Below are 26,086 nucleotides of genomic sequence, written 5' to 3' on the forward strand. Positions count from 1 at the left end.
CCTTGTAGCAGCTGCCGAAGGCTGCGTCCGGCTGCGCAGCAGTCGTAAATCCGGCTTGCACGATCTCTCTGACGTACTGCGAACTCTGATTTTACGACTGCTACGCAGCCGGACGCAGGCTACGCCAGCTGCTACAGATTGCGTTGTGGCTTAACTGATCGGCATTAACCTTGATGCCTTGTTATAGTTCGGGCCTCATTTTTGCCCGCAAAAGGATCACTGGCATGTCTCAGTACAGCGCGTTCAACGTCGAACTGGTCGATAAAATCGCCCATGTGCAGATTAACCGTCCGGAGAAGATCAACTCGATGAACGCTGCGTTCTGGAGCGAGATCGTCGAGATCTTCCAGTGGATCGACGACACCGATGAAGTGCGCGTGGTGGTCCTCAGCGGTGCAGGCAAGCATTTCTCCTCGGGTATCGACCTGATGATGCTGGCCGGTGTGGCCAATGAATTGGGCAAGGATGTGGGGCGCAATGCGCGCCTGTTGCGGCGCAAGATCCTTACTCTGCAAGCGTCGTTCAACGCGGTCGATAACTGCCGCAAACCGGTGCTTGCGGCCATTCAGGGTTATTGCCTGGGTGGCGCCATCGACCTGATTGCCGCGTGCGACATGCGTTATGCCGCCGGGGACGCACAATTTTCGATCAAGGAAATCGACATCGGCATGGCCGCCGACGTTGGTACGTTGCAACGCTTGCCGCGGATCATCGGTGACGGCATGCTGCGCGAACTGGCTTACACTGGTCGCACGTTCGGCGCCGACGAAGCGCGGGGCATGGGCCTGGTCAATCGCGTCTACAGCGACAATGCCAGCCTGCTCGACGGCGTCATGGGCATTGCCCGCGAAATCGCCAGCAAGTCGCCGATCGCTGTCACCGGCACCAAAGAGATGATCAGCTACATGCGTGACCATCGCATCGATGACGGCCTCGAATACATCGCTACCTGGAACGCCGCCATGCTGCAATCCACCGATCTGCGCGTGGCCATGGCCGCCCATATGAGCAAACAGAAACCCGAATTTCTGGATTGATTAACCATGATTCCTCGCTGGACCACCGCAGTACTGGACACCGACCAACCCGGCGGCTGGGCCGTCGCGCGCAGCCCCGAAGGCTTTCTGTTCGATGACAATGGCGCTCTTTTTCCGCGCGAATGGTTAAAGCGTCAGGACCTGTCGATCCTCGCCGAACATGGCATCGGTCATCTGGATGGCGAGCCGGTCTACCTGCTGGAGCTGCGCAGTCACAGCGAAGTGCCGGGTTGCAACTGGAAAGGCCTGCGGGCGTTCATGCTGGAAGGCGATCACACGGTCTACAAGGTTCTCGGTTACGCCGCGCAGATCGGCACCTGGGCCCGTGAACACCGCTTTTGCGGCAATTGCGGGCAGGCGACCCATCAGGTGGTGCGTGAACGGGCGATGTACTGCGAGCCGTGTGACTTGCGCTATTACCCGCGAATCTCACCGAGCATGATCGTGCTGGTGACTCGCGGCGACGAGATTCTGCTGGGGCGTTCGCCGCGCTTCGTTCCAGGTGTCTACAGCACCCTGGCCGGGTTTGCCGAGCCGGGTGAATCGGCCGAGGACTGCCTGATTCGCGAGGTCCGTGAAGAGGTGAGCATCGAGGTCAGGAACATCCAGTACCTTGGCAGCCAGTGCTGGCCGTTCCCGCATTCGATGATGCTCGGTTTTCATGCCGAATACGCCGGTGGCGAGATTGTCTGCCAGGAAGACGAGATCGAGGACGCCCAGTGGTTCAACGTTCGCGACTTGCCGCCGTTGCCGGCGTCACGCTCGATTGCCCGTTACCTGATCGACGTCTATGTGGCGCGGCGTTTAGGCCACGCTGAACCAGTGCTGCCAGGCTAGGCGCACGGTCAGGCCCAACACCACGGTGATGAACACCGGACGAATGAATTTCGCGCCGCCGCTGATGGCGGTGCGGGCGCCGAAGAAGGCGCCGACCATCAACGACGAGCCCATGCACAGGCCGATGATCCAGTCCACCTGACCGGAAAAGATGAAGATCGACAGCGCCGCTGCGTTGCTGACGAAGTTCATGCTGCGCGCCACACCGCTGGCTTTCACCAGGTCGATGGGGTAGAGCAGCAGGCTGCTCACGGTCCAGAACGCGCCCGTACCGGGACCGGCCACGCCGTCATAGAAGCCGAGGCTGAAGCCTTGGGTCGACTGCCACTTTTTCTTGATCGGTGCGTCGCTGTCTGACGGTGCGTTCGGCGTGCCGCCAAACAATAGATAAACGCCGCAAGCGAAGACGATCACCGGCAGCATTTTGTTCAGCCATTCCGCCGGCAGGTAATGCGCGACCACGGCGCCGGTCAGCGCGCCGACCAGGGTGCCGACGATGGCGTGCACCCATTGCGCGGGATGGAACAGCTTGCGTCGGTAGAAGGTGAAACTGGCAATGGCCGAGCCGAAGGTCGAACTGAGTTTATTGGTGCCCAGCACCAGATGCGGCGGCAGGCCGGCCGTGAGCAAGGCGGGGGTGGTCAACAGACCACCGCCACCGGCAATGGCGTCGATGAAACCGGCAACAAAAGCGACAAGGGCCAGAATGGCCAGGGTGGAGAGGTCAACGCTGAGTTCGAAGGGCATGGGATCGGCTTATTCGGCGGGTGCAGAAAGGGCTGCAGGGAAGGAGCGACATATTACCCACCCGTACAACACAACACCATTGTAGGAGCTGGCTTGCCAGCGAAGGCGTCCTGACATTCAACATGATTGTTGCCTGCCGGAATGCTTTCGCTGGCAAGCCAGCTCCTACAAAAAAGGACGTGTTTACAGACCCAGATCCGACAGGCTCGGATGATCGTCAGGACGACGCCCCAACGGCCAGTGGAACTTGCGCTCGCTTTCCTTGATCGGCATGTCGTTGATGCAAGCGAAGCGGCGGGCCATCAGGCCGTCCTCGTTGAACTCCCAGTTTTCGTTGCCGTAGGAGCGGAACCAATTGCCCGAGTCGTCGTGCCATTCATAGGCATAACGCACGGCGATGCGGTTGTCGGTGAATGCCCAGAGTTCCTTGATCAGCCGATAATCCAGCTCCTTGGCCCATTTGCGGGTCAGGAAACCTTTGGCTTCTTCGCGGTTGTGGGCGAACTCGGCACGATTGCGCCATTGGGTGTCCAGGGTGTAGGCCAGGGACACGCGCTCCGGGTCGCGGGAGTTCCAGCCGTCTTCAGCCAGGCGAACTTTTTCAATGGCCGATTCACGGGTGAAAGGGGGCAATGGCGGACGAATTTCGGCATTAGACATTTAAAGTCTCCGTATCAAGTTGATGTTCAAACTTATTGTCGAGCTTGATCAGGTTGTTACAGGTCCAATAACTTTCGCGCCATGCATTGCGCATTATCGGCGGCACTGTGATCACCCGTTACAAGCGCCACGGTAATGGCACCATCGATCAGGATCAGCAGCTGTTTGGCCAGCATCTGCGGATCCTCGGCACCATGTTCGGTACACAGCTCGCACACGTAGTCGAGCAGCTTCTGTTTATGTTCTTTGGCGACCAGACGCACCGGGTCTTGCGGGTCGCCGGTTTCGCCACTGGTGTTGATGAAGGCGCAGCCGCGGAAGCCTTCGGAGGTGAACCACGTTTCAAGTACGGTAAACAGGTTGAGCAGTCGCCCGGCCGGGGTTTGTGCCTGGCCGACTTCGCTGCGATACCAGTGCATCCAGCGCTGATCGCGGCGTTGCAGGGCGGCCACCACCAGATCGTCCTTGTTGGCGAAGTAGCGGTAAATGCTTTTTCTGGAGACGCCGGCGGTTTTCACCAGAAGATCCATGCCAGTGGCGGCAATGCCACTTTTGTAGATCAATTTTTCGGTGACATCCAGAATAATGTCGCGTGTGTCATTGCTAGTGATTTCGTTCATGTGGCTAACAGTAGAATGATCGTTCTCCTTGGTCAATCGATATTTTTGTAGTGCCTGATAAATGGTCTTCGCGAGCAAGCCCGCTCCCACATTTGAAATGCGTTCCCCTGTGGGAGCGGGCTTGCTCGCGAAGAGGGCATTACAGACAGTAACAAGACCCAAAGCTATCGATGGTGTAAGCTCTCGGGTTCTTCGGATTCGACCCATTGCGAGCCCTATGCCGTCGCTTTTCAAACGCTCCCTGCTGCCCAAGCTGCGCAGTTTTCCGCTGACGGCCGATGCCGTCAGCATCCTCTCCGGCGCTGCCGAATTCCGTCGTTGCTTGCTGGAGAAAATCGCCAGCGCGACCCGGCGCATTTACATCGTTGCGCTGTACCTGCAACAGGATGAAGCCGGCCAGGAAATTCTCGATGCCTTGCACGCGGCCAAACTGGCGCGTCCGGAATTGGATGTGGTGGTGGTCGTCGACTGGTTGCGCGCCCAGCGCGGGCTGATCGGTGCCGGCAAGCAACCGGGCAACTCGGCCTGGTATCAGGAAATGACCCGCACCCACGAAAGTGTCGTGCCGGTCTACGGCGTCCCGGTACAAACCCGCGAACTGTTCGGTGTGTTGCACCTTAAAGGCTTCGTGATCGATGACTGCGTGATCTACAGCGGCGCGAGCCTGAACAACGTCTATCTGCACAAGTTCGACAAGTACCGCTACGACCGCTATCACCTGCTGCACAATCGTGATCTGGCCGATTCGATGCAGCATCTGGTGCAGCACGGCCTCGTGGCTTCCAAAGCGGTGCACCGCCTCGACCTGCCGAACCTGCCGACTACCCGCAGCCTGCGCAATGACATCGGTGACCTGCGCAGCCGCCTCAAGCACGCGGCGTACGACACCACGCGGGGCACCACCGACAGGACCGGTTTGTCCGTCAGCCCGTTGCTCGGCGTCGGCAAGAACAATCCGCTGAACCGGGTGATCTGCGAACTGATCGCCAGCGCCCAGCAGCAACTGACCATTTGCACACCGTACTTCAACCTGCCGCTGGCGATCATCCGCGAGATCAACCGCGCGCTGGCCCGTGGGGTGAAGATCGACATCGTGGTCGGCGACAAGACCGCCAACGACTTCTACATTCCGCCGAGCGAACCGTTCCGGGTCATTTCGGCGCTGCCGTACCTGTACGAAATCAGCCTGCGCCGGTTTGCCAAGCGCCATCAGCGCAACATCGACAGCGGCCAGTTGAACCTGCACCTGTGGCGTGATGGCGACAACACCTATCACCTCAAGGGCATGTGGATCGATCAGCGCTATACCTTGCTGACCGGCAACAACCTCAACCCGCGGGCGTTTCGACTCGATCTGGAAAACGCCTTGTTGATCGATGATCCCCATGGCGAATTGCTGGAGCCGCGTCGCAAAGAACTGGCAGAGATTTTCCAGCACACCCGGCGTATCGAGCAATTCCAGAACCTGGAAACCCTCGCCGAATACCCGATAGGCGTCGCCAAGTTCCTCAAGCGCGTGAGCCGTGTGCGGATCGAGCGGTTGCTCTACCGCATCCTCTAAGGGCTGAAAAAGCTTCGCTGGCAAGCCAGCTCCTACAGGATAGATGCGATTCACCTGTAGGAGCTGGCTTGCCAGCGAAGGGGCCGCTCAGACGCTAAAAAACTAGTTCAGCCCCAGTTTCCCACGCAGTGTCGACAAATCTTCAGTCAGGGTGTTGACCGGGCCAACCAGTGCCTTGCGGTCGGCATCCTTCACTTTGTCGTAGGTCTCGAATCCGCCGTCTCTGGTCTTGTACTTGGCCAGGACCTTGTCCACGGTGGCGAAGTTCTTGTCGACCTTGGCCACGAACGCCGCGTCCTGCTTCTCGATCTGCGGACGGAACAGGTCGACGATTTTCTTCGCGCCGTCGATGTTGCCCTGGAAGTCATAGAGGTCGGTGTGGCTGTAGCGGTCTTCTTCGCCGGAGATCTTGGTTGCCGCGACTTCTTCGAGCAGCGTAGCGGCGCCGCCCACGACTTTCTCCGGCGGGAAGGTCAGACCGGCGACGCGGGTTTGCAGGTCCTTTACGTCTTTGTTCAAGCCGTCGGCCAGTTCGCCCAGGTCTTTGGTGCTCTTTTCCGAGAACAGCGAGTATTCGAGGCGGTGGAAACCGGTGAAGTCTTCAGCCTTCACGCCTTTTTCGTGGTCGTCGACGCGGGAGTCGATGGCGGCGTCCAGGTCACTGAACAGCTCGGCGATCGGCTCGATCGACTCGTAGTAGACGCGGGTCGGCGCGTAGAGTTTTTGCGCGGTGGCCAAGTCGCCTTTTTTCACTGCATCGGTGAATTGCCGGGTGTGGCTGGCCAGTTCGTCCAGTTGCTCGGTCACGTAAATCTTGTAGTCCGAGACCGGCCCCACCAGGTCCATCGGCGCTGTTGCCGCGAATGCCGAAAGCGAAGTGTTGAGCAAGCCAAGGGTCAGCATTAACGCGAGGGGTGACTTCTTCATGGGACGGTTCCGTGAGAGTGTTGTGGTGGTCAGGCGTTTGTTTTTGGTTGTGTGGCATCAAGTAGCGAGCGACCGATGAAATCCTGGCCGCCGGTGACACCGGGCAGCGTGAAGAAGTAGCCACCGCCGACAGGCTTGAGGTATTCCTCCAGCGGTTCGCCGTTGAGCCGGGTTTGCACGGTGATGAAGCCTTTCTCCAGGTCGGCCTGGTAGCAGATGAACAGCAGGCCCATGTCGAGTTGTCCGTTCTTGTTCACGCCGTTGGAGTAGTTGAACGGCCGGCGCAGGATCAGGTTGGCCTGGGTCGCGGCGGTGCGCGGGTTGGCCAGGCGAATGTGCGCGTCGAGTCGGGTCAGCTTGCCTTGCGGGTCTTTGCTGTAGTCCGGCACTTCGAATTCATGGGCACCGCCCATGGGCGCACCGGTGCTTTTGACCCGGCCGAGAATGCTTTCCTGTTCCTGCAGCGGCGTGCGGTCCCAGCGCTCGACGAAGTTGCGGATGATCCGCACGGCCTGATAGCTGCCGTTGGTTGCCCACGCCGGCTCATCGCTGCCGGGCTGCACCCAGACGATGTTGTCCATGGCCTTGGCGTCGTTGGAATCGGGGTTGGCCGACCCGTCGCGAAAGCCGAGGAAATTGCGTGCACTCTGTGCCGGCACACCGGGTTTTGCCGGGGCTTGGGGCGGTACGCTGCCTTCCTGTTTCCAGCGCACCAGCAGCAAGTCCGGCAGGTTTTTCACGATGTCACGCAGGGCGTGGATGTTGGTGTCGGTGGTGTTGGCGCAGAACTGGATGCTCAAGTCGCCATGGCAGCAATCGGATTCCAGCGCGTCGTTGGGGAAACCGACCATGCGTGTCAGCCGCTTGGGCTTGGCGTCGGCCAGGCCGAAACGTTCGTCGAACAATGATTCGCCTACCGACACGGTGATGGTCAGGTTATCCGGGGTGACGACCGGACCGAGGATGCCTGAGTCCACGGGCGGCAGCTTCGGGTCGACCTGGGTCACCGCGCCGCCCTTCATCAGGAACGCAATGCGCTGATTCAGGGTGCGAAACAACCGCTCGAGGTCTTCACGGTCGCTGGCCAACACATCGAATGACACCAGCATGCCGGACGCCGGGCGTGGCGTGACGATGCCGGTCTGGTGCTGGCCATGGAACTCGTGTCGGTCTGCGGTTTTGTCACTGCTCGGCGCTGCGGTGACTTGCGCGGGGCTGGCGGCCATGGCCGGGCAACTGAGCGCTGAGCCGGCGAGGGCGACGCCGGCGGCGCCCATGCCCATCAGTACGCGGCGGCGCTGGAGGTTGAATTGTTCTGGATCGTTCATCGGTTTGCGTCTTCTGCTGACAGGCCGGAAAGGCCAAGGGCGGGATCGATTCCATCGAGTGCGGTGGCCAGTGCCTTGGCCTTGTCGGCGATCTGTTTGCGCTGCTCGGCATTGACGCTGTCGTAGCTGGCATAACCGTCGCCGACCTTGAATCCATTGAGTTCGGTGTCAAAAGCATTGAGGGCAGCGTCGATTTCCGGCAGCAGCCCGGCCGCGGATTTACTCAGCAACGGACGCAACAGGTCGACGACTTTGCGGGTGGCATCGAGGTTGGCGGCGAAGCCGTTCAGGTCGCTATGGCTGTAGCGTTCTTCTTCACCGCTGCTGGCGCGTACATCGGCAATGCCGTTGAGATTGCGCACCATGATGTTCACCAGTTGCTCCGGCGGCAGTGGCTGGGCCAGCAACTGTTGTTTGAGGGTGGTGACGTCCGACAACAGACGCTGGGCAATCGGCGTCAGGCCCGCGAGGTCGCGTTGTTCAAACAGCCCGTACTCGATGCGGTGGAAACCGGTGAAGCCCGGGTCCTGCTCGCGTTTTTCGAAATAGTCGGCACGGGCATTGATGGCGTTATCCAGTTCCGCCAGGCGTTGCGCGGCAGGCGCCACCTGCTGATACGCGACGCGCGCCGGCACATACAGAGCTTGCGCCTGGCTCAGGTCACCTGACTCGATGGCTTGCTGCAGGGCAGTCACCGCCTTGATCAGTGCGTTGCTCTGGCTGTTCAGGTACACGCGGAACTCCGACAGCGGCCCGACAAACGCCACCATCGACGGCCTGGCTTTGGCGGCGGCCTCGGAGGCGGCTGTCGGCGTGACGTGCAAGGTGCCCCGGGGGTTGCTCAACAGGCCGCATGTGATGGTGTAGTCGCCGGGCAGCAGGTTGGCGTTGATGACCTGGTTCAAACCGGGTGCGATGTTTTCCCGTTCTTCGATCACCAGCACACCGTCGAGGATTTCCCATTCAACGGCGCGGTCGGAGCGGTTGATGATGCGAAAGCTCGCACGACCGGCCGGGACAGTGAGCGCGTTGGGTTCGCAGCTGTGCGGGCTGATGGTCACCACCACTTCGTCATGGTTGGCCTGGCGTTTGGCCGCCGCCATTTTTGCGGCGTAGTAGAACAGGCCGCCGGCGGCGATCATGACGATCACCGAGCCGGCCACCGCCCAGCGCAAAGCGCGGGGAGGGGAAGCCTGAGGTGGGGCTTGATTTGGCATGGGAGCCCTTACTGGCTGGAAACGGAAGAAGATTGCCTGGCGGGTGCGCCGGCCGGGGAGAAGAACATCGCCAGCGTCACCAGCAGATAGATCAGATACGCACCCAGGGTGCTGACGGTCGGGGCATCCTGGTAACCGAACATGCCGGCCAGCACCGAGCCCAGCGGGCCGTCCATCGGCAGCGTTGCGCTGACGTCGAAAAGCACGGTTTGCAGGTGGTTCCAGAGCCCGGCTTCATGCAGCGCCTGCATCGAGTTGGCGAGGATGCCGGCCGCTACGACGAGGATGAACAGGCCGGTCCAGCGGAAAAACGCCGCGAGGTTCAGGCGCATGCTGCCGCTGTAGATCAGGAAACCGATGACGATGGCCAGGACCAGGCCGAGCAGGGCGCCGATCGGTGCCCCCGGACCTTCGCTTTGCTGGAATACCGCGAGCAGGAAGAACACCGTTTCCAGGCCTTCGCGGGCCACGGCGAAAAACACCATGGCGATCAGTGCAAGCACCTGGTGTCCGGAACCGGTCAACGCGTGGTCGAGGGACTCATGCAACGAATGTTTGATCGAGCGCGCCACCTTGCGCATCCAGAACACCATGGAGCTGAGAATGCCAACGGCGACCAGTCCCACGATGCCCTCAAACAGTTCCTGTTGTTTCTGCGGAAACTCGGCACTGACCAGTTCCAGGCCGCCGCCCACCAGCAGGGCGAGTGTGACGGCGAGAAACACCCCGATCCACATCGCCGGCAGCCATTGGCCGCGACCGGTCTGTTTGAGGTAGCTGGCGATGATGCCAACGATCAACGCGGCCTCGACACCTTCGCGCAGCATGATCAGAAAAGGAACAAGCATTCAGCGGCGTCTCGAACTTAGATAGGGAGCTAAGTTGTAACATAATGAAACGTATTCACATATGGCATTGATTACCAATTACCTGAACCTAAGCTGAACGATCCAGAAGATCCACATACGGCACCCTGTAGGAGCTGGCTTGCCAGCGAAGGCGGCTGTGCAGGCGACATCGCTGTTGAATGTGCCGGCCACTTCGCTGGCAAGCCCGCTCCTACAAGGGACACTCGCCAGGTGGGCGGTTTCAGCTAATATGCCCCCCACTCGAACAAGAACAGGGCTTGCCGCGATCCATGTCGGAAAAAGACACCATCTCCATTCAACTGGTGCGTGAAGCACTGTTGCAAAGCTGCGCGCCAGGAATTGCCACGCAAGAGGTGTTGATCAAGGTTGGCATCGATCCGCAGTTGTTGGATAGCACCGATGCCCGCGTTCCGGCCACTGCTTATGCACGTCTGTGGCGATTGTTGGCACGGCGCGGGGATGATGAGTTTTTTGGCATGGACCCACGCAAACTGAAATCCGGCAGCTTTGCGTTTCTGTGCCGCAGCGCCATGGTCCAGCCCAACGTGGCGGCGGGACTGGTCAGCGGCCTGGCGTTTCTGTCGTTGATCCTCGATCACTTGCCGGCGCAGTTGGTGCGCCAGCAAAGCCTGGCGGAAATTGTCCTGCTGGAGGACGACAAAGACCCGCGCCGGGCCTTCACCTATTTCACCTACTGGATGATCGTGCACGGTGTTGCCTGCTGGCTGGCAGGACGACGGATTCCGATCCTGGCCATCGAACTGCGCTGTTCGAAACCGGATTTCTGCGATGACTATCAGGTGATGTTTTCCGAGAACCTGCGCTTTGACCGTCCGCGTACGCGGATGATTTTCTCCGCCGATTGCCTGGACCTGCCCATCAAGCGCAGCCCTGAAGAACTCAAGCGATTCCTGGCTCATGCGCCGGCGAACATCCTGGTCAAATACCGCGACCCGCAGAGCCTGGCCAGTCGTATCAAACACGATCTACGCCACCTGCCGGCAGAACACTGGCCGGAAACCGAAGCCCTGGCGCAACGCCTGTGCATGTCGGCCTCAACCTTGCGCCGCCGACTGGCCGAAGAAGGGCAAACCTATCAAGGCCTCAAGGACAGCGTGCGCAAGGAACTGGCGATTGTCTGGCTGGCGGAGCCAGCGATCAGCTTCAGCGATATCGCCACGCGGCTTGGGTTCGCTGACGTCAGTTCGTTCTACAAGGCGTTTCGCAAATGGTCGGGGTCAAATCCGGGGCACTACCGCAGCCTGATTCTCAATGACACCGAGTAGGTTCAGCGGCGCAGCAGCCATGCTGCGCGGGTGATTTCCAGGTTTCCTTGGGGAAAGCAACACCGACAAATTGACCTGCATCGGTGCGGATCAAACGCAAATCTTAACGGTTGCCAGTGCTCGATCCAGGCAGATTGAGCGTGCCACTGTCCACGAAGCGCATCGTGTTGAACACCCCACCCGAGAGCTTGCCACGCAGGACATAAGGCATGTTGTTGAGCCGTTTCATTTGGCTGATGCCATAGGTCTGGCGGACCACCGAAAACGCCGAAACGCTGACCGGCACGCTCACGACGGTGTCGGAAAAACGCCCGATCGAGCCACTCTCATCGCTGACGCCGGAGGCGAATGGCTGGCCGTTGATGTCCAGGTCCAGCGCGACGCCGTTGTAGGTGATGGTGGTGTCATTGGGGTTCTGCACGCGGATTTTCACGGCAAAGCGCACTTCCATGCCCTGGCCTTGCAGGGGCTCGATGCCCACGACGTTGATTTTCAACGGGTCTCGATTGGGCAGAGAGGAACAGGCGCTCAGGCAGAGCAGGAGGGAAATCAGGACTGCGTGGACGCTGCGCATGGACGTGCTCTCATCTGAAAAAAGGCTGAACCGCCAGCGGCTCAGCCCTGGAGCCCGTCTAGCGGTTTGATTGTGGGACCCTCGCAGCCGTTGCGGGTTCATCCCTGGCGGTCACATCGGGGTTCTGCATCACCTGAAGCACGGAGGCCTCCGGATCGAATTCGTCCTCTTCCAGTTCGATGAATTCCTCGGGCAGGAAGATATTAAGAACGATAGCGCACAGCGCGCCGACGGTGATGGGCGATTCGAAAATGTTGTGCAGAGCCTTGGGCAGTTCACGCAAGACTTCCGGCACGGCGGCCACACCCAGGCCCATGCCGACGGAAATCGCCACGATCAGCATGTTGCGCCGATGCAGGCCGGCCTCGGCGAGAATCTTGATCCCGGCCACGGCGACGGTGCCGAACATCACCAGTTCCGCGCCGCCCAGTACCGGTTTTGGCATCAGTTGCAGTACCGCGCCGATCATCGGGAACAAACCCAGCACCACCAGCAGGCCGGCAATGAAAAACGCTACGTAGCGACTGGCCACGCCCGTGAGCTGGATCACCCCGTTGTTCTGGGCGAAGGTCACCATTGGCATGCTGTTGAACACCGCGGCCATGGCCGAGTTGAGGCCATCGGCGAGCAGGCCGGACTTGATCCGGCGAATGTACACCGGGCCTTTGACCGGTTGCCGGGAGATCATCGAGTTGGCCGTGAGGTCGCCGGCGGCCTCCAGCGGCGACACCAGGAAAATCACCGCCACCGGAATGAATGCCACCCAATCGAAAGAGAACCCGTACTTGAACGGCACCGGTACGCTCATCAGCGGGACTTCGGGCAGGCTGTTGAAATTCACCTGGCCCATGAGCCATGCCACCACGTAGCCCAGGGTCAGGCCGATGACAATCGCCCCCAGGCGCAGAAACGGCACGTCCACCCGGTTCAACACCACGATGGTTCCCAGCACCAGCGCCGCCAGGGCCAGGTGACTGGCAGCACCCAGGTCCGTTGCACCGAAGCCTCCGGCGATGTCGGTCATGGCGACCTTGATCAGCGACAAGCCCATCAGCGTGATGATGGTCCCGGTCACCACCGGGGTGATCAGCATGCGCAGCTTGCCGATGAACTGGCTCAATACCACTTCAATGAACGCGGCAAAAAAGCACACACCGAAGATGGTCGAGAGAATCTCATCGGTGCCGCCGCCCCTGGCCTTGACCATGAAGCCGGCACTGAGAATCACACTGATGAACGAGAAACTGGTGCCTTGCAGGCACAACAGGCCCGAACCCACCGGGCCGAAGCGCCGCGCCTGGACGAAGGTGCCCAGGCCGGAGACGAACAGCGCCATGCTGATCAGATAAGGAATTTCGCTTTGCAGGCCCAGGGCGCTGCCCATGATCAGCGTCGGGGTGATGATGCCGACGAAACTCGCCAGCACATGTTGCAGGGCGGCGAAGACGGTGGCAGTCAGATGCGGGCGGTCATCGAGGCCGTAAATCAGGTCGCTGTGGCGTGGAGCAGGGGCTTTTTCGGAGGCGGTCATGGTGGTTTGCGTGCCAGAAGGCGGGCCGGGTCAGAAAATGGAGGCGCAGGATGCCAGAACCGCCGGGCCACGGCAAAAGAACCTCCAAATCAGTGGCTTACAGTCGTGGCGCGAACACCTCGCCGACGCTGCGGCGTTTAGCGTGCAATTGGCTGGCCTGGATCAACTGTTCCAGGTCCTCGGGCGTGACGTCATAGAACGCTTCCATGTCAGCCAGCGCCAGTTTCAGGTCTTCGACGGTGATGGCCTGACGGTCCACCGGCGGGTGATCGGCAGGAATCGTGACCACTGGTTCGCTGGCACCCTTGGGGTAGCGAATGCGGGTCAGGTTGTTGTAGGCCAGGGCGCTGAGCAGCAGCGTCGCAGCGCCGAGCATCACCGGCGCAATGGCTTTCCAGTCCATGGCAATGGTCGCCGGATCGGCCAATACCAGGGTCAGGGCCAATGCACCGGCCGGTGGATGCAGGCACCGCAACCAGCACATCAGGATCAACGCCATGCCCGCCGCCAGACAAGCGCTACCGAGGGTTCGGCCCAACACATGGGCCACCAGCAGCGCAATCACCCCGGCGCTCAAGTAACCGCCGATAATCGACCAGGGTTGGGCGAGCGCGCCGGAAGACACGGCAAACAACAGCACCGCCGACGCCCCCAGTGGGCCGATCAGGTGCTGGGCCACTTCGATGCCGAATACCTGACCACAGCACCACACGCTGAACAGCGTCCCCAGGGCCATGCCGATGGCGGCGCGGCTCCATTCGGTGGGACGGGTATTGATGGCGGCGGGCAACCAGCGAGCAAGCATTTTGACAAAAACTCCGGCAAAAAAAATCGAGGCAAAAAAAGGGCTTAGCTGGGAAACCCAGAAAGCCCTTGAAGGTGTTCCAACTATTGGGGGAGGAACAGGCACAGTTTGACGTTCAATCAAGGCACTGACAAATTCATATTAATGAGCTTTCAGTGCATTAATTTTGCTTTAAGTTGCCCCGTCGGCCGCTTATGTAGCACAGCAAACCGCCCAGCGCAGCCAGTGCACTCAAGGCATAAAACATCGTCGGTGCCGGGGTGTGCATCAACATGAAGCCGCAAATCACCGGGCTCAACGCACCGCCAAGCGCAGCAAGATTTTGCGCGCCGTAGTAGCTGCCGCGCAGCTCTTCCGGAGCCAGGGTGTCGACGAAGAGAAATTCGGCCGGATAAATAATGATTTCACCGAGGGTGAAGATAAACATTGCCACGCACCAGCTCACCAGACTGTCTGCCAGGCTGAAGCCGATCAGGCCGAGGATGAACAGGCCGGTACCGGCAACAATCCACTGGCGCAGTTGCTCGCGTTTGAGGAAGCGCCCGATCTGGTACTGCAACAGGATCACACTGATGGCGTTGCACGCGAGCAGGGCGGCCATGATTTCCATGGTGTGTTGGGGGTTACTGGTCACCAGCAGGTACTGCGACAGGTAAAACGTGAAGCGCCCGTGCACCACGGTGCTGAGCAGGCAGCCAGCGGTGAACAGGATCAGGGTGCGGTCGTTTTTCAGGGTGATCAGGGTTTTGAGAAAACTCTGAGTCTGACCGGTGACAGACGAGCGCGCCGGGTCCTTCGCGATCCCGGTCATCAGGAAAATACTGAAAAAGGCGATGGCCGCTGCAACCAGGAATGGTGCGCTGGCGAAGGCACCGGCAATCAGCACGCCGAGCATCGGCCCGACAGCGTAGCCAATGTTGGTCAGCGTATAGCTCAGGGAAAACGCCTTGGCGCGCTGGCCCACCGCAAGGTTGTCGCTGAGAATCGCTTTCGAACCGATCAGGAACAGCGATGAGGCGGTTTCGGTGACGATCAGGGTGATCGTGGTCAGGTAGAGGTTTTCAGCAAAGGTCAGCAACACCAGGCCGATAGCGCTGGACGCCATCGACAGAACAAGCAATCGGCGTTTTTCGAAGCGATCGATGATGTAGCCACCGTAGAGGGAGAGCAGGGTGGCGACGAATACGGCGATGCCGAGCAGCAGACCAACGTCCTGTTGGTTGAGGCCAAGCTTGTCGCTGACGAACAGTGTGAGCAGCGGACTGGTGATGGCACGGCTGACGACGATGGTCAGCGAGCAGATCAGCAGGCGGCGGATAAGGGGGGAGTAGGTGGTCACGGGGTGAATGTCCTTATTCGATTGGGCCGGCATCAGCCCAATCGTGGACGCTACTCTAGCAGTCGGACACTGGGTCGTTGCTACAGGATTTACTGGCGGTGCAGCAACACAAAATCATTCTTGTCGAACCGCCCGCTCAGCACGGGTGGCAAGGCGCCAAATGCAGTGCCTTGCAATGCTTTATAGGCGTTCAGGTCCATCATCAACCACGCAGGCCCTTTGAGGTTTTCCAGTTCCAGGGGCGAATCGGTGAAAACCGGTTGCAGGTCCTGTTTGATGTTGACCATGAACTTGATGGCCTTGGCATCCTTGCCCATCGCGTGCATCACCAGCGGCGCGGGGTCTTTTTGCATCAGGTCGACAGTGGCGCGGCTGAAGGTCCGGGTGTCGTAGAGTTGTCGTTGGACCGGCTCGAATTGCAGGATGTAGAACGACCAAATTGCCAGGACCGCGCAAAGAGCCAGTGTTTGTGCTCGCCAGCGGGCGCGCTTGAGCACTGCCAGGGCGATCACTTGCAGCACGCCGAGAATGATGAACAACGAAGTGAGGTGAGCCACTTCCTCGGGGAATTTTCGCCGTACGACCAGCAATGCCACGATCAGCAGGCCCGGGATCAGCAGCCAGAGGCCCTGCATCAACCCCCGCAGCCAACCAAACAATCGACCCTGTGTGGCGTAGAACGGATACGCCGCCACAATGGCCGCCATGGGCAGCATCGGCAGCAGGTAGCGGGCTTTTTTCGCCTGGGGGATCGAGAGGCCAATCATCACGATCAGTCCGGCGGCGACGCAGTATTGCAACAGGCGCAATGCCGGGCCGGTTTCCCGGCGGTCGCAGATTCCGACCGCCATCAGTGCCAGCACTGCCAAGGGCCACGCCAGTGCATAATTGCCCACCGAACTGGTGAAGTAATACAGCAAATCGTTGGAACCCTCGGTGCCGTCCATGCGACCCATGAACTGCATGCGAATCACATCTTGCAAAAACGCCGGGCCGCCACTGACATCTGCCAGCCACAACAACAGACCGATGCACACCGCCAGCAACAATGCTGCCAGCAACCCGAAGGCGATCAGCCGCCGCCATTGGCGACCAACCAGAAAATAGCTGCAGAGCATCCCCGCAGGAATGACCAGGCCGATTGGCCCACGAATCCAGAAGCCCAGCATCAGCAAGGCAAAGACCAGGCCCCAGCGGCGCGGCGCCGAGAAGTGATCGGCGGCGTAACCCAGGTAGAACACGCTGAACGCGACGGCCGCAAGCATCAGGTCGAGGGAAACGGCGCGGGTTTCAGTGATGAAGGTGTTGGTCAAAAGCATCAGGGCGATGCTCAGCAGCGCCCAACGCGTGGAATAGGGCGCCAGCAAGCGGTACATCAAGGTGACGATGACCGCTGCGGCGATGGCGCTCGGCAGCCATGCGGTCAGGCTGGTGACCTGGCCGAATGGCAGCGAAAGCAGCCAGATGAATATCGTTGAAAGTCCCGAATAGTCTGCGTAGGGCTGGCCATAGGTCGTCGGAAAAAACGACGGCCCATTGCGCAGCATCTCCTGGGCGAACAGCACGAAGCGCGAATCGAAACCGATGGCCGCCTGCTGGTACATCCCGGCGCAGAACAACAACAGCGCCAACAGACCCAGCGCGAGGGACTGTTGGCGGATGTGAGGGATCATGAGGTTCAGTCGACCACTGATTCGGTTGGCCATTGCTGGTAAGGAATCGGCAATTTGCGCGATTCGCCACGGCCGATCGGGAAGTAGGTGAAACCGATGCGTGCCAGACGGTCTGCGTCATACAGGTTGCGGCCGTCGAAGATCACCGGTGCATTGAGCCGCTGCTGGATCAGCTCGAAGTCCGGGGCCTTGAACTGTTGCCATTCGGTACAGATGATCAGTGCGTCGGCACCGGACAAGACCGACTCAGGCGTACCCATGAGCATCAGTTTCGCTTCATCGGGATACAGCTTCTGGGTTTCCTGCATGGCTTCCGGATCGAACGCACGGACATTCGCCCCGGCGGCCCACAACGACTCCAGCAACACCCGGCTCGGTGCATCGCGCATGTCGTCGGTGTTTGGCTTGAACGCCAGGCCCCACACGGCAAAGGTCCTGCCACGCAATTCGCCCTTGTAGAACGCATTGATGCGCTCGAACAGCTTGTGTTTCTGCCGCTCGTTGATGGCTTCCACCGCTTGCAGCAGGTCGCTGGAGCAATGGGCCTCCTCGGCACTGTGGATCAGGGCGCGCATGTCCTTGGGGAAGCATGAACCACCGTAGCCGCAGCCGGGGTAGATGAAGTGGTAGCCGATACGCGAGTCGGCGCCGATGCCCAGGCGCACCGATTCGATGTCGGCTCCCAGGTGTTCGGCCAGCTCGGCGATCTGGTTGATGAAGCTGATCTTGGTCGCCAGCATGCAGTTGGCGGCGTACTTGGTCAGCTCGGCGCTGCGCAGATCCATGAACATGATGCGTTCATGGTTGCGGTTGAATGGCGAGTACAGGTCGCGCATCACGTCACGCACTTCGTCGCGTTCACAGCCGACGACGATACGGTCCGGACGTCGGCAGTCGGCCACGGCCGAACCTTCTTTCAAGAACTCCGGGTTGGAGACGATATCGAACTGCAATACACGCCCGGCGTTAAGCAGGCATTTGTCGATGTGTGCACGCAAGGCGTCGCCGGTGCCGACCGGTACGGTGGACTTTTCCACCAGGATCGCCGGTTGTTCGCGATGTCGTGCCACCGCTTCGCCCACCGACATTACGTAGCGCAAGTCCGCCGAGCCGTCGTCCCGCGACGGAGTACCGACCGCGATGAACAGCACCTGTCCGTGCTGGACCGCGAACTTTTCGTCGCTGGTGAACTGCAACCGCTTGGCGTCAAGACCCTCGCGCACGAGGCTGGCCAGCCCCGGTTCGAAAATACTCACGTGGCCCTGTTTGAGCAGTTCGACTTTTTTCTCGTCAACGTCCATGCAGACCACGTCGTGGCCGACTTCCGCCAACACCGCTGCCTGCACCAGGCCAACATAACCGCTACCAAATACACTGATTTTCATGGAGCACTCCTTAATTCGGGCGCACGAGCAGGTCGAGAATTGATGGTAATGACGCCGAGGATGACCAATGCCACGCCAAGGCTTTTTGTAAGGCTGAATGCTTCGTTGAACAGTGGCAGGCTGGCGGCCAGCAGGTACACCAGCGCGTAGCTGATGCTCAGCAATGCGTAGGCACGGCCCAGGGGCAGGTCCCGCAGGGCGGCGAGCCAGCAGAGCATCGACAACGCGTAGGCGAAGATGGCAACGAGCACCACGGCAACGGCTGTCAGGTCGACAGGAGCGATGAGCCATTGTTCGGGTTGTGGCAGGTGACTCATGCTCCAGCGCATACCCAATTGGGCCGCGCTGACCAGCAGCACACTGCCGAGTGCGAAGGTGATACCGCGACTCGGGTTCATGTGTGCTGCCCCAGCAGAGCCACGCCGCCGATCACCAGCGCCACGCCCAGCCAGTGGCGGCGGTCGATGGTTTCGTGGAACACGAAACGCGCAACCAGGGTGATCAGCACGAAGTTCAGGCTCAGCATCGGATAGGCAATCCCGACTTCCAGGCGTTGCAGCACCAACAGCCACACCAGCAGACCCAGCCCCAAAGAGGCCAGGGCCAGCCAAAGCCAGGGTGAACGCAGTTTGTCCATCCACCCGGAAGGTTTGCCACGCCAGCTTTCTACCGCATATTTCTGGGCGATCTGGCCCAGGCAGGTCAGCAGACAGGCGACCAGTAGCAATAGCAGGCTCATAGTGTCGCCTGAGGGATAATCAAAATCACCAGATTGCCTTGTTCGTACCGCTTGCCCTCTTTGGGCAACTGTTCAAGTTCGCGCAGCTCTTCTTCGCCCTTGACCCGCATGACTACGCCGACCGAGCCTTGCTGGCGAGCGTCGTGCATCCACTGTTGCACCTGATCGGGGTCGACGCGCTGCTTAAGCGAATCAGGATAGGCAAGGCCGTATTTCAATTCGCCTATCGTGTTGAAAAAAGCCACTTCGGGACGTTTCAACCGCCAGGACAACGCCGACGCGGCACCCAGATCGTTGCTCAACAGCTTGGCACTCTGGCCGAGCTCCTGGGCGTGATCGAGGATGAACTGGTCGGGTGTTTTGTTGGCGACCACCGAGTTGGGCAGTCCCGCCGGCAGCACGCCGATGAACAGCAGGCTGCCGAAAGCCGGGGCAGCCCAGCATTGCAGCGGGCGGAAGGCTTGCAGCAGGTTGGCCATGATCCAGCCGATCAACCCGATGAACACCAACACCAGGTTGTGCAGTTCATGATCGTAAATCGGTTTTTTCAGTTGCAGATAAACCAGGGCCAGCAGGGTAACGACACCCAGGGCCAGGTTCAGCAGGCCATTGATGCCCAGGACGCGGCCTTGTTCCAGTTTCAAGCGGTCAGCCAGTGCATGGCCGAGCAACAGGGCCAGGGGCAGCAGGCACGGCAGAATGTAGGACGGCAGTTTGCCTTTGCTCAGGCTGAAGAAGATCAGCGGCATCCACAGCCACAGCAGCAGGAATGCGATATTGGCCTGGCGTCGGCTCTGCCATGCCTGCTTCAGCGCTGGCGGCAGCAACGCCACCCACGGCAGGCTGAACGCTACCAGCAACGGCAAGTAGTACCACCACGGCGCACTATGCTGCGCGTCCTCGCCGGCGAAGCGACGGATGTGCTCGTGCCAGAAGAAGAACCGCCAGTAATCGGGCTCCTGGGCATGCACCGCGAGGACCCACGGCAGGCTGACGGCGATGGCCACGACCACCGCCACCGGTCCGTAGGCCAACAGTTCACCCCAGCGTTTTTGCCAGATCATCCAGGGCAGGGCGATCAGCACCGGCAACAGCCAGGCCAGAAAGCCCTTGGTCATGAAACCCATGCCGCAGGCCAGGCCCAGCACCGCCCACGCCACCAGGCGTTGGCCACGACCGACGCTGTCCAGCGCAAACCACAAGGCCACCAGGCTCAGGTTGACCCAGAACGTGAATTGCGGATCGAGGTTGGCGTAACCCGCCTGACCGGCGATGACCGTGAAGCTCATGTACAGGAGGGCGCAGGCAAAGCTCTTGCGCGCATCGCTCCATATCCGGCGGGCGATCAGGTAGCACAGCAGCACGCTCAAGCCGGTGCTCAGTGCCGAGGCGAAGCGCACCCCGAAGAGGTTCTGGCCGAACAGCGCCTGACCGATGGCAATCATCCAGTAGCCGGCCGCCGGTTTTTCGAAGTAGCGTACGTCCATGAAATGCGGCGACACCCAGTTGCCGCTCAGGAGCATGCCCTGGCTGATCTGGGCGTAGCGGGTTTCGTCAGGAATCCATAAGCCATGACTGCCCAGTGGCAGCAGGTACGCCAGCGCCACCATGGCCAGCAATAACGGCAAAGCCCAGCGTTTGCTCATGCGCCTTGCACTCCGAGCCAGCCTTCGCGACCTTCGAGCGCACCGCGTACTACACGGCCGATCGGCAAACTGCCAGGGGCCTCGGGCAGCAAGTCGCCCAAGGGTTGAAAACGGATGTCACGCTGATGCGCATCGCTCAGCAGTTGACGGAAATCATTAGCCATCAGAATCCCTTCTACCTCGGCATGGATCGTGTAGACGTTGAGTTTTTCCGGAGTGAACCGGTCCAGGATGAACGTGTTGAAGTCCTTGGCGGCGACGCTCGGGCCGACCACTTCGTCGAACGTCGGCAGGTCCACCGGGATTTGCGGTGCGCCCAGGCGACCATCGGTCAATAGCGGCTGGAACAGGTTCTGGCCGCGACAATCGCTGTTATAGCGAAAGCCGAAACCCTGCTTGGCTTCGATCACACGCTCGTCGGCACGCCAGCCGGCAGACGCCGAGCAGGTGATCTTTTCCCCGAGGATGTCGCTGAGCGTGTCTACGCCGCGGCGTATCTGCTCCACCAGTTGTGCGTCGCTCCAGCGCCCGGCATTGGCTTGCCAGCCGTGGTGATCCCAGGCGTGCAGGCCGACTTCATGCCCGGCATCCCGGGCCTGACGCATCAAGTGCCCGAGGTCGCGGCCAATCGGTTTTCCGGGCCATGCGGTACCGGCCAGCAGAATGTCCCAGCCATACAGGCCGGCTGCGTTGGAACGGAGCATTTTCCAGAGAAACTGTGGACGGATGAGGCGCCACAAGTGGCGCCCCATGTTGTCCGGCCCGACACTGAAGAAGAACGTCGCCTTGACCTGCGCTTCATCAAGGATTTCCAGCAGCCGGGGCACCCCCTCACGGGTGCCCCGGTAGGTATCGACATCGATCCGCAGTCCCGCCTGCATCAGCGCTTGTCCGCGATTTCGAGCATGGCTTCACGCAGGAAGAAGTCCAGGGTGTTGCCGATGGTTTCGCTCATCTCCACGGTTGGCGTCCAGTCCAGCAGGCGCTTGGCGTTGGCGATGCTCGGCTTGCGGTGGGACACATCCTGGTAACCGGTGCCGTAGAACGCCTTGCTCTCGATATCGCGGAAACCGGCGAACGGAGGGAAGTTGGCGCGCAGCGGGTGAGCTTCGAACTGACGCAGCAGCTCTTCGCCCAACTGACGGATGCTGGCTTCGTTCTCCGGGTTGCCGATGTTGATGATCTGGCCGTTGCAGACATCGTTGTCGTTGTCGATGATCCGTGCCAGAGCTTCCACACCGTCAGCGATGTCGGTGAAGCAGCGTTTTTGCTCGCCACCGTCGAACAGGCGAATCGGCGTGCCTTCCACCAGGTTCAGGATCAGCTGGGTAATGGCGCGGGAGCTGCCGATACGGGCCGAGTCCAGGCGGTCCAGGCGTGGGCCCATCCAGTTGAACGGACGGAACAGGGTGAAGTTCAGGCCCTTCTGGCCGTAAGCCCAGATCACGCGGTCGAGCAATTGCTTGGAGACCGAGTAGATCCAGCGCTGCTTGTTGATCGGGCCGACCACCAGGTTGGAGCTGTCTTCGTCGAAGTTAGGGTCCTGGCACATGCCATAGACTTCCGACGTCGACGGGAAGATCACACGCTTGTTGTACTTGACGCAGTAGCGAACCAGTTTCAGGTTCTCTTCGAAGTCCAGTTCGAATACGCGCAACGGGTTACGGGTGTATTCGATTGGCGTCGCGATGGCCACCAGCGGCAGAACCACGTCGCACTTCTTGATGTGATACTCGATCCACTCGGAGTGAATGCTGATGTCGCCTTCGACGAAGTGGAAATTTGGATGGCTGCGCAGGCGCTCGATGGCGTCCGAACCGATATCCAGGCCGTAGACTTCGTAGCGGTCGTCGCGCAACAGGCGCTCGGACAAGTGGTTACCGATGAAACCGTTGACGCCGAGGATCAGCACGCGGGTGCGCCGTGGGGCACGACCGGATTCGGCGCCGCGCAGCACGGAACCGTCCACCAGGCCCAGTTCGTTGGCCAGTTGTGGACCACTCAGGTACAGACCGTTGTCGTTGCGCTGGCCGGCGTTGATGATCAGCGAGTCTTCACCGCAGGCGATGCGCAGCGGGTCGACGCTGATGACGCGACCCGGAGCCTGGCCTTCGTTGCCCTTGGCGACTTCGGCGCTCCAGACAATCAGCTTGTGCTCGCCCACCGCGCAGAATGCGCCCGGGTACGGTTGGGTCACGGCGCGGACCAGGTTGAACAGTTCTTCGGCCGGTTTGGCCCAGACCAGTTTGCCGTCGGCCGGGGTGCGACGGCCGAACACCGTGGCTTTGGATTCGTCTTGCGGTGTTTCGCTGACTTTGCCTTGCAGCAACGACGGCAGGGTGTCGCGCAGCAGGTCAGAGGCTGCCGCGCGCAGTTTGCCGTGCAGGCTCAGCGCCGTGTCGCTGCGCTCGATCGCGACTTTTTGCTGGGCAACGATGGCGCCTGCATCGGCACGCTTGACCATGCGGTGCAGGGTCACGCCGGTTTCCGTTTCGCCGTTGACCAGCACCCAATTGGCCGGTGCGCGACCACGGTAGCGTGGCAGCAGGGAACCGTGCAGGTTGAACGCGCCTTTGCGCGCCGTGGCCAGCAGCGGTTCGCTCAGCAGGTTGCGGTAGTAGAAGGAGAAAATGTAGTCGGGATCGAGCTTGGCGATACGCTCGATCCACAGCGGATGGTTGGCATCTTCCGGTGCATGCACGGCAATGCCGTGGCGGGCGCACAGCTGTGCAACGGAACCATAGAACGCGTTCTCCTTCGGATCGTCGGCGTGGGTGAACACCGCAGCGATCTCAAAACCGGAGGAGAGCAGGGATTCGATGCCGGCACAGCCAATATCGTGATAGGCGAAGACAACAGCTTTTGCACTCATGAAGGAACCTGATCTGAAGAAGTGGAAGTAAGGCCGTCGACGGTGACAACGGAAGCGGGGGAGGCGGGCTGGCTACGCAGCACCTTTTCAATGAAGAAGCGCGGACGTGCGCGCACGTCGCTGTACATGCGGCCCAGGTATTCACCCAACAGGCCCATGCCGATGAATTGGCCACCGGTGAAGACGAACAGCACGGCGAACAGTACGAAGGTACCGCCACCGGCCCAGCCGGCGCCGAACACCAGGCGCAACAGGATCAGTGCCAGGGCGAACAGCATGCCCAGGGCCGCCATGCCGACGCCGACGATGCTCAGCAGCCGCAGTGGCGTGGTGGTCATGCAGGTGACCAGGTCGAACATCAGGTTGATCAGGCGCATGGGGCTGTACTTGGAATCGCCGTGTTCACGCTCGGCGTGGGTCACGAGGATTTCCGTGGTATGGCGGGCAAAGCTGTTGGCCAGGATCGGAATGAAGGTGCTGCGCTCACGGCAGGCGAGCATGGCGTCGACGATGGTGCGTCGGTAGGCGCGCAGCATGCAGCCGTAGTCGCTCATGGCCACGCCGGTGGAGCGTTGCACGGCGAGGTTGATCAGCTTCGATGGCCAGCGGCGCAAGGCCGAGTCCTGGCGGTTGTTGCGTACCGTCGCGACGACGTCATAGCCGAGCTCGGCCTGTGCCACCAGCCGCGGGATTTCTTCGGGCGGGTTTTGCAGGTCGGCATCGAGGGTGATGACGACATCGCCCTTGCACTGTTCGAAACCGGCCATGATCGCCGCATGCTGGCCGTAGTTGCGGTTGAGGATGACCGCCACCACCGGGCTGCCTTCGCGGGAGGCGGCGTCTTCCAGAATCTGCGCGGAGTCATCGCGGCTGCCGTCGTCGACCAGCACGATTTCGTAGGCTTGGTTCAGTTGCTGGCAGGCTGCTTCGGTGCGACGAAGCAACTCCGGCAGGCTGTCCTGTTCGTTGTAGACCGGAATGACGATCGACACGAAGTTGATTGGATAAGGTCTCAAAGGCTTCTGTCCATGCAGTTTTCAATGGCACCGACGACGCGCTCGACATCGTCGATGGTCATATCGGGGAACAACGGGATCGAACACAGCCGCGCCGAATTCCATTCGGTGTTGGGCAGGTACAAGTTAGGGAAGCGTTGTCGGTAGAAAGTATGCAGGTGTGTTGCGATGAAGTGAATGCCGGTGCCGACATTCTGTTCCTGGAGGGCTTTCATGAACGCCTCGCGATCCAGCCCGCAACGCTCGGCGTCGATGCGCAGGATGAACAGGTGCCAGGCGTGCTTTTGCGAATAGGTTGGAACGGCCAGCGGTTGCACCGGCAAACCTTCCAGGCGCTGCAAGTAGGCCTGGGCCAGTTGAGTGCGCTTGGCGTTGATCTCGTCCAGGCGTTCCAGTTGCACCAGCGCAATGGCCGCGTTGATGTCGGCCAGGTTGTACTTGAAGCCGGGCTCGACCACTTGGGCCTGGGGCTTGCGGCCGTGGGTCAGGCGGTCGTAGGCATCAACCCCCAGCCCGTGAAACTTGAGCATGCGTACCCGGGACGCCAGGGCTTCATCGTCGCTGACGAACATGGCGCCCTCGGCGCAGGTCATGTTCTTGATCGCGTGGAACGAAAAGATCGCTGTGCCCCTGGAGCCGACGTGACGACCTTTGTAGAGAGTGCCAGCCGCGTGGGCGGCGTCTTCGATCACGGTAATACCGTGTTTGTCGGCCAGCGCATAGAGCGGGTCAAGATCGAATGCCGCACCGGCGTAATGCACCGGGATGATGGCTTTGGTGCGCGGCGTGATCGCTGCTTCGATACTGGCCACGTTGGTCATTAGCGTGTCACGGTCGACGTCGACGAATACCGGCGTGGCACCCAGCAGGGTGATCATGTTGGCGGTGGAAACCCAGGTCTGCGACGGTGTAATGACTTCATCGCCGGGACCGACACCCAATGCCAGCAGGGCGATATGCATACCGCCGGTGGCCGAGGACAGTGCCACGGCATGCCGGCAACCGACGTAGTTGGCGAAGTGTTCTTCCAGTGCCTGGTTCTTCGGCCCGGTAGTGATCCACCCGGAGCGCAATACTTGCTCTACGGCAGCGATTTCTTCGTCGCCGATACTGGGGCGGGAAAAAGGGAGAAACGCCTGACTCATGGGTACCTCAGGGGCTGAAAACGTAAATAGCCTTTGAGGCTAAAAGGGATCCAAAAATCAGCGTAGACGCTAAATCAGAATTTGCATCAAATCAACTAGTTACTGGATGGAGGTGAAAACTGCATCGGTTGACTTTTTTCGCCATGGCCGGCAGCTTGGGCTTCCATCCGGGCTGCGCCGACTTTATGGAAGGTTATGCCCGATTTTGTGAAAGGAACATGAAAAAACGGTCGGGGAATCGTTTATCTGAAAGCTATTAAGCCGCTGTTCAG

The 26,086-nt window shown here is 60.4% G+C and carries 24 protein-coding genes; 4 read left to right on the plus strand and 20 right to left on the minus strand.

Features of this window, described 5'->3' with window-relative positions; translation table 11 throughout:
* The first annotated feature begins 224 nt into the window (after positions 1-224).
* Together AC07XF_RS24045 and nudC are read left to right on the plus strand one after the other, a co-directional pair.
* A complete protein-coding gene (locus AC07XF_RS24045) occupies positions 225-1,037 on the plus strand; it encodes a crotonase/enoyl-CoA hydratase family protein (RefSeq protein ID WP_495028460.1) in 813 nt (270 codons plus the stop codon).
* A gap of 6 nt (positions 1,038-1,043) precedes the next feature.
* Entirely contained in the window at positions 1,044-1,874 is an 831-nt protein-coding gene (gene nudC, locus AC07XF_RS24050) for an NAD(+) diphosphatase (RefSeq protein ID WP_495028461.1), read from the plus strand.
* Here nudC and AC07XF_RS24055 read toward each other — a convergent pair.
* The 3 genes from AC07XF_RS24055 to AC07XF_RS24065 all read right to left on the minus strand — a co-directional run bounded on the left by AC07XF_RS24055 (position 1,842) and on the right by AC07XF_RS24065 (position 3,901).
* Positions 1,842-2,621, minus strand: a complete 780-nt coding sequence (locus tag AC07XF_RS24055; protein WP_495028462.1) for a TSUP family transporter — start codon at positions 2,619-2,621, stop codon at positions 1,842-1,844. The genes nudC and AC07XF_RS24055 overlap by 33 nt on opposite strands.
* A 183-nt stretch (positions 2,622-2,804) precedes the next feature.
* The gene (locus AC07XF_RS24060; protein WP_007983885.1) at positions 2,805-3,281 is read right to left on the minus strand and encodes a nuclear transport factor 2 family protein; all 477 of its coding nucleotides are present in this window, start codon (positions 3,279-3,281) and stop codon (positions 2,805-2,807) included.
* Between the two features lie 56 nt (positions 3,282-3,337).
* Positions 3,338-3,901 carry a TetR/AcrR family transcriptional regulator gene (locus AC07XF_RS24065; RefSeq protein ID WP_495028463.1) on the minus strand — a complete coding sequence of 188 codons (564 nt, stop codon included), beginning with the start codon at positions 3,899-3,901 and terminating at the stop codon, positions 3,338-3,340.
* 217 nt (positions 3,902-4,118) lie between these two features.
* On the opposite strand from AC07XF_RS24065, the gene pssA reads away from it, so the two are divergent.
* Entirely contained in the window at positions 4,119-5,462 is a 1,344-nt protein-coding gene (pssA, locus tag AC07XF_RS24070; RefSeq protein ID WP_495028464.1) for a CDP-diacylglycerol--serine O-phosphatidyltransferase, read from the plus strand.
* A 102-nt stretch (positions 5,463-5,564) separates the two neighbouring features.
* On the opposite strand, the gene efeO (AC07XF_RS24075) is transcribed toward pssA, so the two are convergent.
* Genes efeO (AC07XF_RS24075) through efeU form a run of 4 tightly spaced genes read right to left on the minus strand, consistent with a single transcriptional unit; the run spans position 5,565 to position 9,782 of the window.
* Entirely contained in the window at positions 5,565-6,389 is an 825-nt protein-coding gene (efeO, locus tag AC07XF_RS24075; protein ID WP_495028465.1) for an iron uptake system protein EfeO, read from the minus strand.
* Positions 6,390-6,418: 29 nt separating this feature from the next.
* Complete coding sequence (efeB, locus tag AC07XF_RS24080; RefSeq protein ID WP_495028466.1) at positions 6,419-7,717, minus strand: iron uptake transporter deferrochelatase/peroxidase subunit; 1,299 nt, start codon at positions 7,715-7,717, stop codon at positions 6,419-6,421.
* Positions 7,714-8,934, minus strand: a complete 1,221-nt coding sequence (gene efeO / locus AC07XF_RS24085) for an iron uptake system protein EfeO (protein WP_495028467.1) — start codon at positions 8,932-8,934, stop codon at positions 7,714-7,716. The genes efeB and efeO (AC07XF_RS24085) overlap by 4 nt, the downstream gene beginning before the upstream one ends.
* Before the next feature lie 8 nt (positions 8,935-8,942).
* Positions 8,943-9,782, minus strand: coding sequence for an iron uptake transporter permease EfeU (gene efeU, locus AC07XF_RS24090; protein ID WP_495028468.1), 840 nt, complete (start codon positions 9,780-9,782; stop codon positions 8,943-8,945).
* A 290-nt stretch (positions 9,783-10,072) separates the two neighbouring features.
* Between efeU and AC07XF_RS24095 the strand changes: the two genes are divergently transcribed.
* A complete protein-coding gene (locus tag AC07XF_RS24095) occupies positions 10,073-11,089 on the plus strand; it encodes an AraC family transcriptional regulator (protein ID WP_495028489.1) in 1,017 nt (338 codons plus the stop codon).
* 103 nt (positions 11,090-11,192) lie between these two features.
* On the opposite strand, the gene AC07XF_RS24100 is transcribed toward AC07XF_RS24095, so the two are convergent.
* From AC07XF_RS24100 to arnB, 13 genes are all read right to left on the minus strand, one after another.
* Entirely contained in the window at positions 11,193-11,663 is a 471-nt protein-coding gene (locus AC07XF_RS24100) for an LEA/WHy family protein (protein WP_442099712.1), read from the minus strand.
* Between the two features lie 58 nt (positions 11,664-11,721).
* Positions 11,722-13,194 carry a nucleobase:cation symporter-2 family protein gene (locus AC07XF_RS24105; protein WP_108229506.1) on the minus strand — a complete coding sequence of 491 codons (1,473 nt, stop codon included), beginning with the start codon at positions 13,192-13,194 and terminating at the stop codon, positions 11,722-11,724.
* 97 nt (positions 13,195-13,291) lie between these two features.
* Positions 13,292-13,999 (minus strand): HPP family protein, encoded by a 708-nt coding sequence (locus AC07XF_RS24110; protein WP_495028469.1) that lies wholly within the window; start codon positions 13,997-13,999, stop codon positions 13,292-13,294.
* A 160-nt stretch (positions 14,000-14,159) separates the two neighbouring features.
* Positions 14,160-15,338, minus strand: a complete 1,179-nt coding sequence (locus tag AC07XF_RS24115) for an MFS transporter (RefSeq protein ID WP_008000364.1) — start codon at positions 15,336-15,338, stop codon at positions 14,160-14,162.
* 89 nt (positions 15,339-15,427) lie between these two features.
* Positions 15,428-17,011 (minus strand): ArnT family glycosyltransferase, encoded by a 1,584-nt coding sequence (locus tag AC07XF_RS24120; RefSeq protein ID WP_495028470.1) that lies wholly within the window; start codon positions 17,009-17,011, stop codon positions 15,428-15,430.
* Positions 17,012-17,016: 5 nt separating this feature from the next.
* Positions 17,017-18,396, minus strand: coding sequence for a UDP-glucose dehydrogenase family protein (locus AC07XF_RS24125; RefSeq protein WP_495028471.1), 1,380 nt, complete (start codon positions 18,394-18,396; stop codon positions 17,017-17,019).
* On the minus strand, positions 18,393-18,794 hold the full coding sequence (gene arnF / locus AC07XF_RS24130; protein ID WP_008000370.1) for a 4-amino-4-deoxy-L-arabinose-phosphoundecaprenol flippase subunit ArnF: 402 nt from the start codon (positions 18,792-18,794) through the stop codon (positions 18,393-18,395). Before arnF ends, AC07XF_RS24125 begins: the two co-directional genes overlap by 4 nt.
* A complete protein-coding gene (gene arnE / locus AC07XF_RS24135) occupies positions 18,791-19,135 on the minus strand; it encodes a 4-amino-4-deoxy-L-arabinose-phosphoundecaprenol flippase subunit ArnE (protein ID WP_111287300.1) in 345 nt (114 codons plus the stop codon). Before arnE ends, arnF begins: the two co-directional genes overlap by 4 nt.
* Entirely contained in the window at positions 19,132-20,781 is a 1,650-nt protein-coding gene (arnT, locus tag AC07XF_RS24140; RefSeq protein ID WP_495028472.1) for a lipid IV(A) 4-amino-4-deoxy-L-arabinosyltransferase, read from the minus strand. The genes arnE and arnT overlap by 4 nt, the downstream gene beginning before the upstream one ends.
* The gene (arnD, locus tag AC07XF_RS24145) at positions 20,778-21,662 is read right to left on the minus strand and encodes a 4-deoxy-4-formamido-L-arabinose-phosphoundecaprenol deformylase (protein ID WP_495028473.1); all 885 of its coding nucleotides are present in this window, start codon (positions 21,660-21,662) and stop codon (positions 20,778-20,780) included. Before arnD ends, arnT begins: the two co-directional genes overlap by 4 nt.
* Complete coding sequence (gene arnA / locus AC07XF_RS24150) at positions 21,662-23,653, minus strand: bifunctional UDP-4-amino-4-deoxy-L-arabinose formyltransferase/UDP-glucuronic acid oxidase ArnA (RefSeq protein ID WP_495028474.1); 1,992 nt, start codon at positions 23,651-23,653, stop codon at positions 21,662-21,664. The genes arnD and arnA overlap by 1 nt, the downstream gene beginning before the upstream one ends.
* A complete protein-coding gene (gene arnC / locus AC07XF_RS24155; protein ID WP_495028475.1) occupies positions 23,650-24,669 on the minus strand; it encodes an undecaprenyl-phosphate 4-deoxy-4-formamido-L-arabinose transferase in 1,020 nt (339 codons plus the stop codon). Before arnC ends, arnA begins: the two co-directional genes overlap by 4 nt.
* Positions 24,666-25,814: a UDP-4-amino-4-deoxy-L-arabinose aminotransferase gene (gene arnB / locus AC07XF_RS24160; protein WP_495028476.1), complete on the minus strand. Its 1,149-nt coding sequence runs from the start codon at positions 25,812-25,814 to the stop codon at positions 24,666-24,668. The genes arnC and arnB overlap by 4 nt, the downstream gene beginning before the upstream one ends.
* Positions 25,815-26,086 lie beyond the last annotated feature (272 nt).

The organism is Pseudomonas sp. GW821-FHT01C01, from assembly GCF_059422645.1.